11 protein-coding genes and 1 pseudogene are annotated in these 11,131 nt (G+C 71.2%); 3 read left to right on the top strand and 9 right to left on the bottom strand.

The window, feature by feature from the left end; genetic code table 11:
• The 3 genes and pseudogenes from HWX87_RS28270 to HWX87_RS28260 form a co-directional block, all read left to right on the top strand.
• Positions 1-131, top strand: a pseudogene (locus HWX87_RS28270) (acetyl-CoA C-acetyltransferase); the annotation flags it as partial.
• A 218-nt stretch (positions 132-349) separates the two neighbouring features.
• Positions 350-1,093: an acetoacetyl-CoA reductase gene (phbB, locus tag HWX87_RS28265; RefSeq protein ID WP_176050354.1), complete on the top strand. Its 744-nt coding sequence runs from the start codon at positions 350-352 to the stop codon at positions 1,091-1,093.
• Between the two features lie 109 nt (positions 1,094-1,202).
• Positions 1,203-1,409, top strand: coding sequence for a hypothetical protein (locus HWX87_RS28260; RefSeq protein ID WP_176050353.1), 207 nt, complete (start codon positions 1,203-1,205; stop codon positions 1,407-1,409).
• An 85-nt stretch (positions 1,410-1,494) separates the two neighbouring features.
• Here the strand turns inward: HWX87_RS28260 and HWX87_RS28255 are convergent, their stop codons facing one another.
• The 9 genes from HWX87_RS28255 to HWX87_RS28215 all read right to left on the bottom strand — a co-directional run bounded on the left by HWX87_RS28255 (position 1,495) and on the right by HWX87_RS28215 (position 11,117).
• Complete coding sequence (locus HWX87_RS28255; RefSeq protein ID WP_176050352.1) at positions 1,495-1,794, bottom strand: hypothetical protein; 300 nt, start codon at positions 1,792-1,794, stop codon at positions 1,495-1,497.
• Positions 1,795-1,820: 26 nt separating this feature from the next.
• On the bottom strand, positions 1,821-2,324 hold the full coding sequence (locus HWX87_RS28250) for a hotdog family protein (RefSeq protein ID WP_176050351.1): 504 nt from the start codon (positions 2,322-2,324) through the stop codon (positions 1,821-1,823).
• Complete coding sequence (locus tag HWX87_RS28245) at positions 2,324-3,139, bottom strand: beta-ketoacyl synthase chain length factor (RefSeq protein WP_176050350.1); 816 nt, start codon at positions 3,137-3,139, stop codon at positions 2,324-2,326. The genes HWX87_RS28250 and HWX87_RS28245 overlap by 1 nt, the downstream gene beginning before the upstream one ends.
• Before the next feature lie 8 nt (positions 3,140-3,147).
• On the bottom strand, positions 3,148-4,359 hold the full coding sequence (locus HWX87_RS28240) for a beta-ketoacyl-[acyl-carrier-protein] synthase family protein (protein WP_176050349.1): 1,212 nt from the start codon (positions 4,357-4,359) through the stop codon (positions 3,148-3,150).
• 63 nt (positions 4,360-4,422) lie between these two features.
• Positions 4,423-5,307, bottom strand: coding sequence for a polysaccharide deacetylase family protein (locus HWX87_RS28235; RefSeq protein ID WP_176050348.1), 885 nt, complete (start codon positions 5,305-5,307; stop codon positions 4,423-4,425).
• Complete coding sequence (locus HWX87_RS28230) at positions 5,304-7,769, bottom strand: MMPL family transporter (RefSeq protein WP_176050347.1); 2,466 nt, start codon at positions 7,767-7,769, stop codon at positions 5,304-5,306. Before HWX87_RS28230 ends, HWX87_RS28235 begins: the two co-directional genes overlap by 4 nt.
• A complete protein-coding gene (locus tag HWX87_RS28225) occupies positions 7,769-8,404 on the bottom strand; it encodes an outer membrane lipoprotein carrier protein LolA (RefSeq protein WP_176050346.1) in 636 nt (211 codons plus the stop codon). Before HWX87_RS28225 ends, HWX87_RS28230 begins: the two co-directional genes overlap by 1 nt.
• On the bottom strand, positions 8,401-9,378 hold the full coding sequence (locus HWX87_RS28220) for an acyl-CoA synthetase (protein ID WP_176050345.1): 978 nt from the start codon (positions 9,376-9,378) through the stop codon (positions 8,401-8,403). Before HWX87_RS28220 ends, HWX87_RS28225 begins: the two co-directional genes overlap by 4 nt.
• On the bottom strand, positions 9,375-11,117 hold the full coding sequence (locus HWX87_RS28215) for an acyl-CoA synthetase family protein (RefSeq protein ID WP_176050344.1): 1,743 nt from the start codon (positions 11,115-11,117) through the stop codon (positions 9,375-9,377). The genes HWX87_RS28220 and HWX87_RS28215 overlap by 4 nt, the downstream gene beginning before the upstream one ends.
• Between the last annotated feature and the right edge of the window lie 14 nt (positions 11,118-11,131).

Here is an 11,131-nt window from a genome sequence, read left to right as displayed (position 1 = left end):
TCGGCGCGTCGGGCTGCCGGATCCTGGTGACGCTGCTGCACGAGATGGTCAAGCGCGATGCGAAGCGCGGGCTGGCGTCGCTGTGCATCGGCGGCGGGATGGGTGTCGCACTCGCGGTCGAGCGCGTCTGAGCAGGGTCTGACGACACGGTTCGCTGCGGGGCGCTGGCTGGCGTCGCAGGCGAACCAGGCGGGTTTCGCGCATGACAAGCAGCCAATAACAAGCGCGGAGTTCCGGTGCGTGCCGCGCCCGCGACGCGGGCGGTTGCGCATCGAAGCGGTGGGGCGGCAGCAGGTACGATGCCGCCGCCCCGCGTTCATCGATTACTTTTTTGTCGGTAATTTATAGGATGACTAAGCGAATTGCAGTTGTGACAGGTGGAATGGGCGGTCTTGGCGAAGCGGTCAGCATCAGGTTGAACGACGCGGGCCACCGGGTAGTCGTCACGTATTCGCCGAACAACGCCGGCGCGGACCGCTGGCTGACCGAGATGCATGCGGCCGGCCGCGAGTTCCATGCGTACCCGGTGGACGTGGCCGATCACGATTCGTGCCAGCAATGCATCGAGAAGATCGTGCGGGACATCGGCCCGGTCGACATTCTCGTGAACAACGCGGGCATTACGCGTGACATGACGCTGCGCAAGCTCGACAAGGTCAACTGGGATGCGGTGATCCGCACGAACCTCGACTCCGTGTTCAACATGACGAAGCCCGTCTGCGAAAGCATGGTCGAACGCGGTTGGGGTCGCATCGTCAACATCTCGTCGGTGAACGGCTCGAAGGGTTCGGTCGGCCAGACCAACTATGCGGCCGCGAAGGCCGGCATGCACGGCTTCACGAAATCGCTCGCGCTCGAGATCGCGCGCAAGGGCGTGACGGTGAACACGGTGTCGCCGGGCTACCTCGCGACGAAGATGGTGACGGCGATCCCGCAGGACATCCTCGACTCGAAGATCCTCCCGCAGATTCCGGCGGGCCGGCTCGGCAAGCCCGAGGAAGTCGCGGCGCTGGTCGCCTACCTGTGCTCGGAGGAGGCCGGCTTCGTGACGGGCTCCAACATCGCGATCAACGGCGGACAGCACATGCACTGACGCGCGGCGGCCCGCACGGCGTCCGCGCACGTGTCGGGCCGCGTTCCGCACTATCCAGTGCCAGGGCGGCGGCAGGCGCGCCGCTTCGGCCTCGCATTCCGGAGAACGCATGGGCGACACCTGGATGGGACTCGCGATCGGCGGCACGGCACTGGCCGTCGCGCTGACGATGGCGGTCTCGCTCTACTGGCTCGAGCGGCGCCGCGCGCGGCTGCTGCGGAACTTCGATCATCGCGATTGCTGGCTCGTCGCGTACGGCAGGTGCTTCGCGCGCAGGCCGGCACGGCCGGCCCGCCGCATGCGCGGGGCGCGTTGACGGCGGCAGTAGCGCGGTAGTGACGCGTCACGATCGATGCACGGTCACGCGTCGCGCGCAGGCAGCCTGCGCGCGACGAGCGTGATCAATCGCTCTTGTCGCTCTTTCCGGACGACTCGCCCGAGTCGCTCTTGTGGAAGATCCGCTTCGTCGTGCGCTTGGTGGCGTCCCAGCCTTCGCGCGACGCATGCGCGACGCCGTGCCCGACCGCCTTCGCGGCGCTCGCGGTCGCATGGCCGAAGCTGCGTGCCGCTTCGCCGGTCTTGTGCGCGGCCTCCTTCGAATCACGCTTGATGTCCTGCTTCACTTCCGACATGTCCGCGTGCGCGATCGGGCTGATCAGCGCCAGAACGAGCGCGGTACCAATGAACTGACGAACTTTCACGACCTGGTTTCCTTGGGTTTGCCTCTTCAGCGAGGATTCGTGGAGCCGGCTGGCGCCGGTTGAAACGCGCCGGCGGCCGAGGCGTCGAGCATCACCGCGGCGCGGCCGGACAGCAGCACGCGATCGCCGCAGCGCACCGCGAAGCCGTACAGCACCGAGCGGTCATCGCCGCTCACGCGTTCCGCGTCGACGACGAGCGGTTGCTCGAAGGTGTCGAGCCGGTCGACGAACGCGTCGACGTTGCGCACGCTCGCGAGATAACCGGCGCGCGGGCGTGCTTCGTGCGCACCGAGCAGCGCACCGTGCACGGCCATTGCCTGCGCCGCGTATTCGATGCCGCAGACCGACGCGAGCCGGCCGTGCGAGCGTAGCGGGTTGTGCGGATCGCGATGGCTCGTCGCCGTGCAGCGGATCCGTTCGGCATCCCATGCATCGACCGTATCGAGCACGCACATCGCGCCGCCGTGCGGAATGTGCGCGGCGATCCATGCGTGGTCGAGCGGCGGCGCAAGCGGGCGCGTGGCGGTCATCACGCACGCTCCGCGACGGATTCGGGCATCGCGACGTCGACCTGCACGCGCGTATCGGCCAGATAGTCGAGCACGACACGCGTCGAACGCTGCGCGGCGAGTGCGTCGAGCAGCGGCAGCACACGCGCGGCCGGATTGCCGGCGCGCAGCGCGTCGAGTTCGGCATTCGCGAGTGTCGTCGCGGGCGCGTCGGTGAGCTGCACGTCGATGCGGGCGAGCGCGCGTTCACTCGCGTCGGGCGCGAGCACGAGCGCGACGCCAAACGCATCGCCGATCGGCCGCACCGCGCGCAGCGGTTCCGGATAGTCGGTGTCGTACGCGATCAGCAGCGTCGGCATGCGATCGACGACGACCTGGCACAGGCTTTCGAGCAGGCCGGCGGCAAAGCTGCCGTCGTGTGCGCACAGCACGTTCGACGTCGCCATCGCGCGGGTCGCGATGCTCCAGTAGCCGGCCGGCGCGTTGTGCACGGAGTTGTGGAAACGCGTCGGCGACAGCTGGCGATCGTCGCCGGCCAGCGTTTCGCAGATCGCGTGGCAATTCTGGCCGTCGCCGCCGGATGCGCTGAACACCGTCGCGAGCGTCGCCGCGTCGCGGCTGCTCGCGGCCGCCGCTGCGTGGCCGACCGCAAGCGCCGTGCGCACGACGGGGCCGGTGCGGCGCCGCTCGGCCGACGGCAGGCCGGCCGGCGGCGGCAGTTCGGTGCGCGCGGGTTCATAGGGCGCGCGGCCCGCAAGCACGTCGGCCGCGTGCGGCCAGTCGTTCAATCCGGGCCCGACGAGGCCGATGCTTTCGATGTAGGCGGTGAGTGTCATGGCGGGCCTCAACGGCGTGCGTGATCGGCGCGGCCGAGGATCAGGCTGCAATTCGTGCCGCCGAAGCCGAACGAATTGGAGAGAACGGCGCGCACGCGCGTGTCGCGGCTCGCGAGCACGTAGTCGGCCGCGAGTGCCGGGTCGGGTTGCGTCGTGTTGACGCCGGCCGGCACGAACTGGTCGCGCAGCGCGAGTGCGGCGACGATGGCTTCGAGCGCGCCGGCCGCGCCGAGCGTATGGCCGGTCGCGCCCTTCGTCGAGCTGCACGGCGTGCTGGCGAACAGCGCGCCGACCGCGCGGCTTTCGGCCGCGTCGTTGCTCGGCGTCGCGGTGCCGTGCAGGTTCACGTAGTCGATGTCGTGCGCGCCGAGGCCGGCGGACGCGAGCGCCTGCTCGATCGCGGTGCGCGCGCCGAGCCCCTCCGGATGCGGCGACGACATGTGATGCGCGTCGCTCGATTCGCCGATGCCGAGCAGCAGGATCGCGTCGTCGTCGAGCGCGGCGGGCCGCTCGGGCACACGCTCGACGAGCGCGAACGCGGCGGCCTCGCCGATCGAGATGCCGTCGCGCGCGACGTCGAACGGACGGCACGGCTGGCGCGACAGCAGTTCGAGCGAATTGAAACCGTACAGCGTCGTCAGGCACAGCGAATCGACGCCGCCGACGACTGCCGCGTCGATCAGCCCGGCTTCGATCATGCGGCGCGCGGAGCCGAACACCTTCGCGCCGGACGAGCACGCGGACGAGATCGCCATCGCCGGCCCGCGCAGCGCGAAATACGCGCGCACGAACGCGGCCGGCGAATACGGGTTGTGCGTCTGCGCATAGCGGAAATCGGCCGGCAGCGCGCCGCTCGCCGGATCGCGGCGCTGGTATGCGTGCTCGGTCTCGAGGATGCCGGCCGTGCTCGTGCCGACGAACACGCCGACGCGCGCCGCGCCGTAGCGGGCGACGGCCGCCGCGACGCTCGCGTCGAAGCCGTCCTGCGTGAGGCCGAGCTGCGCGAGGCGGTTGTTGCGGCATTCGAAGTCGGCGAGATCGGCGCGCACGGGGTGCGCATCGACGCCGTCCACCGCACCGATCCACGTGTCGAGATCCGCGCGTTCGAAGTCGCAGGGCGTGAGCCCGCCGCGCGCGTGGCGCAGCGCGTCGAGGGTCGCATCGAGGCCGCGGCCGATGCAGCTGGTGGCGGTGAAGTGCGAGAGCAGGAGAGGGTTCACGAGGGTCGCATCCGGTGGCCGGAACGGGCGCCGCAGCAGGGCTGGCGGGCGCGCCGTTCGAGGTCAGATTTTATCAAACGGGGGGGCCGGAACGCCCGGCTGGCCGGGCGGTTCGGGCGCGAGCGCCGCGCGCAGCGTGGTCCAGTGCAACTGCGCATCGGCGGCTGCGCGCAACACCGCCTGCAGCACGTCGAGCACGACCGGTTCGCCGCGCGCATCGCGTGCCGCATGACCGTCGTGTACCAGCAGGATGTCGCGCGCATCGAGACCGTGCAGCAGGCGACGCGTGACGATCGCGGCATCGCGGGCACGCGTGTCGAAGCCGCGCCGCGTCCAGCTGGCGAGCTGCAGGCCAAGTTCGCACAGCACCGGTTCGAGAAACGGATTGCGCAGGCCGGCCGGCGCGCGGAAGAACAGCGGGCGGGTGCCGGCGATCTCGGTCAGCGTCTGCTGCGCGGCCGCGATCTCGCGCCGCAGCGCGGCAGGCCCCGACAGCGAGAACGTATGCCGGTGCCGCTGGCTGTGGTTCTCGACCGCATGGCCGCGCGCGACGATTGCCTCGATCCACCGAGGATGGCGGCGCGCAAGATCGCCGATGCAGAAGAACGTCGCGCGTGCGTCGTAACGATCGAGCAGGTCGAGTACGCGCGGCGTGACGTCGGGGTCAGGGCCGTCGTCGATCGTCAGTGCGATCTTGCGGCCGGCGCCCGCCGGCAGGCGCGTCCAGTTCGGGCCGAGCAGCGCGCTGCGCGGCCACAGGCCGGCGGCCGTCAGCGCGAGATGCGACGCGACCACGCCGCCGACGGCCCATGGCCACGTAGCCGGTTGCGCGATGACGGCGGCCGCCGCACCCGCGTGCAGCGCGGCCGTCCCCGCGATCAGCGGCGTCGGTTTCCAGCGGCGCGTATCGCCGGCCGGGTGCGATGGAACGGACGACGGCGCGTTCATGCCGGACTCCGTTGATGACGCGTGCCGGCCGTTGCGGCACGCGGCGCGAGAATCGCCGCGAACGCGAGCGCGAGCATTGCACCGGGGCCGACGGTCAGCCCGAAGGTCTCCAGCAGCGGCACGCGCGACAGCGCGAGCAGCCCGAAGCCGGCGACCGTCGCGAGGTTCGCGATCAGCAGCGACACGAGCGTGTAAGGCGTCACGGGCTGCGCGTCGTCGCGCTTGCAGAAGAACAGCGCGTAGTTCGAGCCGACCGCGACGATCAGCAGCATCCCGACGAGATGCAGGATCGTCAGTTGCACGCCGGCCAGCGCGAAGCCGGCCGTCACGACCAGCACGGCCGCGACGAGCGGCGCGAGCGCGCGCACGGCAACGCGCGGCGAACGCAGCGCGATCAGCATCAGCACGGCGATCGCAGCAAAACCCGCGAGCGACAGCCGGATGTCCTCGCGCACGTAGCTCACGTAAAGGCGATCGGCTTCGGCCTTCATGTCGACGAACAGCGCATCGGGCACGCCCGCACGCGCGACGGCCGCGCGAATCGGCGTCGCATCGAGGCCGGACGCCGGCTGCGCGGTGCGTGCGGCATCCGGCGCGCGCAGCGACAGCATCGCGCTCCAGCGGCCGTCACGTTCGGTCAGCAGCGCATCGACGGCGAGCGCCATCGACGTGCCGCGCAGGTCTGCGCGCGTGAGCAGCGGCGCATGGCGCGCGGCGTCGACGTCGGCGATGAACGGCGCGAACAGGTCGGGCTTCACCGCGATCGGCTGGTTCGCGACGGCGTCGCGCATTCGTGCGGCGAGCACGTTCGCATCCGGCAAGCTCGCCTGCCGCACGCGCTGCGCGGCATCGCTCGGCAGGTAGCGCGCGGGGCTTTCGAACCCGGCGAGCACGCCCTGGTCGACGAGCGGCTGCAATTGTGCGGCCACGTGTTCGGCGCCTTCGAGCGCGGCCTGTTCGGTCGGCGCGGCAATCACGACGAGGTAGCGCACGTCGGGCGCGCCGACGTCGGCGCGCAGCCGCGCGTCGAGCGCCTGCGCTTGCGCCGGCACGGGGCTGAGCGCGGCGAGCTCGCGGCTCCACAGGCCGTCGCGATGCAGCACGAGCGTCGCGATCGCGGCGACCACCAGCACGGCGAGCGGCCAGCGCAGCCGCGGCGCGGCATCGGCCGCGCGCGCGAGCACCGCGCCGACGCGCGACACGTCGCGGATCGCGACATGTTCGCCGCGCAGGTGCGGCAGCACGAAGCGCGTGACGAGCGCGGCGGCCGTCAGCCCGACGATCGAATACAGCCCGAGCTGCACGAGGCCCGGGAATCCGGAGAACAGCATCGACGCGAAACCGCACACGGACGTCAGCACGCCGAGCCGGATCGTCGGCCAGTATGCGGCGACCCATGCGCGCGTCGCATCGCCCGGGCGCGCGGTGCCGCGCGTGCCGGCTTGCGCCGATTGCACGAACAGGTAGATCGAATAGTCGACGGCTTCGCCGATCAGCGTCGTGCCGAAGCCGAGCGTGAGCCCGTGGACCGTGCCGAACGCGACGCTGACCGCCGCGATCCCGGCCGCGACGCCCGTCAGTACCGGCAACAGCCCGAGCACGAGCGTGCGCGGCGAACGGTACAGCGTCAGCAGCAGCGCGACGATCAGCACGACGCTCGCCGTCGACAGACGCTCGACGTCATGCCGGATCGTGTCGCGTGTGTCGACCGAGAACACGCCGGGGCCCGTCATCGCGAGCGTGGTTGCGGCCGCATTCGGCACGGCCTGCTTCGCCGCGGCGAACGCGCTCCGCACCGTGTCGATCGCGCGTGCCTGTGCGTCGGTATTGGAGCCGGCGGCAGCCGTCTGCACGACGAGCACGGCGCGCGCGCCGTCGCGCGATGCCCACACGCCGTCGCGGCTCGCCGGTTCGGCCGCGCTGTCGAGCTGGTCGACGAGCGCGGTGACTTCGCCGGTCGGATCGCGCGGCAGCATCGCCTTGGCCACGAGGCCGGCGGACGAACTCAGCAGGTCGAGGCTGTCGCCGAGCGCCTGGTGCAGGCCGTCGGCGCTGAAGCGCTGCGGCGTGACGGCCGGGCTCAGCAGGTAGCGGTGATCGAAGACGAACTGCCGGTCGCGCGCGTCGTTCGCGGCTTCGCCGTTGTGCACGGCCGCGAATTGCGGATCGGTGCGCAGTGCGCCGGCGACGCGCCGCGACAGTGCGGCGCGCGTGGCCGCATCGCTGCCGTCGATCGCGACGAGGATCAGCCGCGACACGATGCCGTCGCGCAACTGGTCGACGAGCACGCGCTGCCCGGCGCTCGGCGAACTCGGCAGGAACGCGGACAGGTCGGCCGTGAAGTGCGCGCGCCCGATCGCGACGCCGCACGCGACGAGCGCGAGCAGCCATACGAGCACCGCGCGCTGCCGCCACACGTGCGGGCGACGGGCGACGGGTGTCGGGCGCGTGCGTTCGTCCATCAGTTCGCGGTCGCCGCAACGGGTTGCAGGCGCATCACCGAATGATCGCCGTCGGCCTGCCGGATCGCGACGCTGCGCAATACGTCGCGCGTGCCGTCGAGCGTGATCGTGCTGACGACCTTCAGCATCCGCGAGTCGAGCGGCGTGAGCGTCAGCGTCCAGTCGTCGCCGTGCCCGGCGAGCGCGACCTTGTAGACCTGTTCGAGCGCGAAGCGGTTGCCGGCGAGCGTCGCGCGGATGCTGTCGATGAACGCGCCGAGTTCCGGATAGCGCGCGAGCGCGAGCGTGAACTTGCGGTTGTTGCGCTCGACCGTGAGCATGTCGCCGTCGACGACGAGGTGTTCGGGCTTCGGGCTCAGCGTGTGTTTTTCCAGATGATCGGGCGCGACGAACACGAGCTCGCCGGACGATTCGACCGGCTGCGTGGCGATCGACAGGTACTTCGTCTCGGTGAACGTCGCGCGTCCGGACTTGTGCTGGGCGAGCGTCGACATCAGCCGGTCGAGGTTCCATGCCGGTGCCGTGTCGGCCGCGTGCGCGGGCACGGCCAGCGAGATCGCGGCGGCGGCGGCCGCGAGCAGGCGGGCGGCGCGGCGCGTCGCGAACGGAAGCAGAAGGCGGCGAACGGCGGTCATGCGTCGGGATCCCTCGTGGCGGACAGGCCGGTACCGGCGTGCGCCATGTCGCGGCGCGCGGCCGGGGCATCGCCGCCCTGCCAGAAATCGAAATAGTTGAACCAGTTGTACGGCGCCGCGCGGCAGTACTTGTCGAGCAGCGCGACGTAGCGCGCGAGTGCCGCGTCGACGGCCGCCGCGCGCGTGTCGCGCCGCACGCCGGAGAAGTCGGCGAGTGTCTCGAAGTGCACATCGTAGCGGTTGCCGTCGCGATAGAGGCCCGTCATGAAGATCACCGGGCGCTTCAGCATCGCGGCCATGTACAGCGGCCCGAGCGGGAACGCGGCCGGCGTGCCGAGCAGCGGCAGCCGCCGCAGCGACGCGGCCGCGTCGTCGAGCAGCGTGCGGTCGGCGAGCATGCCGACCATGCAGTTCGCGTCGAGGCGTTCGCGCACCTTCAGCATCGAGTCGACCTGCCCGAGCGGAATCACTTCCGGCTTCGCGGCCGGGTTCACCGCGGCGAGCGTCGCGTTGATCTTGCGCGCATTCTTCTCGTACATCGTGACGACGACGTGCAGGTCCGGATGCGTGCGGCCGATCGCGCGCACGACCTCGAAGCTGCCGAGATGCGCGCCCATCAGGAACGCGCCGCGGCCGCCCGCGAGCGCATCGTCGACGAGCGTCTCGCCGTGCAGCCGGATGTCGAACAGGTCGAAGCGCCCGTTCATCAGGTAGACGCGGTCGTGGATCGTCGCCGCGAACGTGAACACGTGCCGGTACACGTCGCGCCAGCGCACGGGGCGGCCGAGCACGCGGCGCAGGTAGTCGCGCGACGCGGCGCACGCGACCGGCGAGAACAGCACGAAGTACGTCGCGATCAGGTGCAGCACGATGCGCGCGCGCTGCCGGCCGAAGCGCAGCGAGATCCACGTCATCGTGCGCAGCAAACCGGCGTTGCTGCGTTCCTGGCGTTCGGCCCACGCGGTGCGCTTCATGGCTGCGCGCCATCCTGCGCGGCCGGCGGCGCGGACAGCACGCCGGTCGCGACCTCGCGCGACCCGGCACGCAGCGTGAAGCGGATCGCGCCGCTGGGCGCGGCGTCGTACGCGAGATCGAGCGGTTCGCCCGGTGCGACCGGGCTCAGGAATTTCGCGGAACCGAGCCGCCACGCGTGCAACGGACGGTTCAGCGCGGTGCCGATCGCGTGGATCGCGTGATCGAGCAGCACGACGCCCGGCACGACCGGATGGCCGGGGAAGTGGCCGGGCAGCGCCGGATGGTCGGCGGGAACCGTGAACGCAAGTGCGGGCGCGGCGGCCGTGCCGCGTTCGGGTACCGGCGCGGCCGCCGCGCGCGCGTGTTGCGCGACGAGCGCGGCGAGCACGTCGCGCGGCAGCTTGCCCGTTTCGTTGCGCGGCAGTGCATCGACGAACACGAGCGGGCGCGGCATGAACGCGGGATCGATCCGCTCGCGCAGCGCGCGCTGCAGGTCGGCGGTCGTGAGCGTCGGCGCGACGACGAGCGCGACGAGGCGCGTGATCGGCTCGAGGCCGGTGTCGTCGTGCGCCGGCGCGGCTTCGCCGGGCATGAAGAACACGCCGTCGACCACCTGCGGAATCGCGTTGAGCTGATGGTTCAGGTACGCGAGCGACGTGCGCTTGCCGGCGATGTTGACGAGGTCGGCCTTGCGGCCGTGCAGCAGGAACCGGCCGTCGCCAAGCAGTTCGAGCGCATCGCCCATCGGCACGGGCGCTTCCACGTGCCCGCCCGACACCCAGACGGTCGGCCCGCTGTCGTCGCCGTCCGGTTCGTCGCGCGCGTCGAGGCGGATCTCCGGGAACAATTCCCACGTCGCGCCTTGCGACGTGCGGCGGGTCGCGATCTGGCCGGTCTCGGTGCTGCCGTAGATCTCGACGAGCGGCGCGTCGAGCGCGGCCTCGGCTTCGCATGCGAGCTTTTCCGACAGCGGCGCGGTGGCCGACAGCACGAGCGCCGCCGGCGGCAGCGCGTGGCCGGCGGACAGCAGCGCGCGCAGGTGGATCGGCGACGTGACGAGCACGCGCGGTTGCGGGATCGCGTCGAGTTCGTCGCGGATGTCGACCGGGTAGAACGGCTGACGGTTGCTGAAGGCGAGGCCGCCGACCAGCGCAAGCAGGACCGTCGACTCGAAGCCGTACATGTGCTGCGCGGGCACCGTGCCGATCAGCGTGGCCGCGCGGCCGTCGAGCAGCCCGAGGCGGTCGGCCGCCGCACGCACGCAGCCGACCAGGAAACCCCAGGTCTTGCGGTGCGGCACCGGCGCGCCGGTCGAGCCGGACGTGAATACGTAGGCCATGATCCGCGCCGCATCGATCTGCGGCACGGCGAACGGCGCATCGCTCGCAAGCGCGCCGGGCGCGGTATCGGGATACGCGAAGCGCGGCAGGTCGATCGTGCAGTCGGGTGCGTCGTGCAGGCAGAACGCGTCGGGTGCGAACGAGGCGAGCTGGCGGACCATTTCCGGCGTGTGCGTCGACGGCAGCAGGCTGATCTTGCCGGCGACGAGCGCCGCGCACAGGCTGACCGCGAAGCGGTAGCGGTCGCGGCACACGTTGAATACGTGGCCGCCGGCGGGCAGCGCGGCGGCCACGCGCGCGACGTCGGCGACGAACGCGCGCACGGTGACGGGCGTGCCGTCGCGCCAGGCGATCGTCTGGTCCGGCGAGGAATGGAATACCAGCGGGTGAGTCGGCATAAATCGGTCAAGAC

Source organism: Burkholderia sp. BCC1644 (assembly GCF_902833225.1).
GTDB lineage: Bacteria > Pseudomonadota > Gammaproteobacteria > Burkholderiales > Burkholderiaceae > Burkholderia.
This window is presented reverse-complemented; position numbering and strand designations above follow the sequence as displayed.

What these genes read in the sequence shown, in the direction of transcription:
- HWX87_RS28220 (WP_176050345.1), bottom strand. Translation starts at nt 9,378, where the DNA reads ATGAAGCGCACCGCGTGGGCCGAACGCCAGGAACGCAGCAACGCCGGT.
- HWX87_RS28230 (WP_176050347.1), bottom strand. Translation starts at nt 7,769, where the DNA reads ATGGACGAACGCACGCGCCCGACACCCGTCGCCCGTCGCCCGCACGTG.
- HWX87_RS28225 (WP_176050346.1), bottom strand. Translation starts at nt 8,404, where the DNA reads ATGACCGCCGTTCGCCGCCTTCTGCTTCCGTTCGCGACGCGCCGCGCC.
- HWX87_RS28215 (WP_176050344.1), bottom strand. Translation starts at nt 11,117, where the DNA reads ATGCCGACTCACCCGCTGGTATTCCATTCCTCGCCGGACCAGACGATC.
- HWX87_RS28250 (WP_176050351.1), bottom strand. Translation starts at nt 2,324, where the DNA reads ATGACCGCCACGCGCCCGCTTGCGCCGCCGCTCGACCACGCATGGATC.
- phbB (WP_176050354.1), top strand. Translation starts at nt 350, where the DNA reads ATGACTAAGCGAATTGCAGTTGTGACAGGTGGAATGGGCGGTCTTGGC.
- HWX87_RS28260 (WP_176050353.1), top strand. Translation starts at nt 1,203, where the DNA reads ATGGGCGACACCTGGATGGGACTCGCGATCGGCGGCACGGCACTGGCC.
- HWX87_RS28245 (WP_176050350.1), bottom strand. Translation starts at nt 3,139, where the DNA reads ATGACACTCACCGCCTACATCGAAAGCATCGGCCTCGTCGGGCCCGGA.
- HWX87_RS28235 (WP_176050348.1), bottom strand. Translation starts at nt 5,307, where the DNA reads ATGAACGCGCCGTCGTCCGTTCCATCGCACCCGGCCGGCGATACGCGC.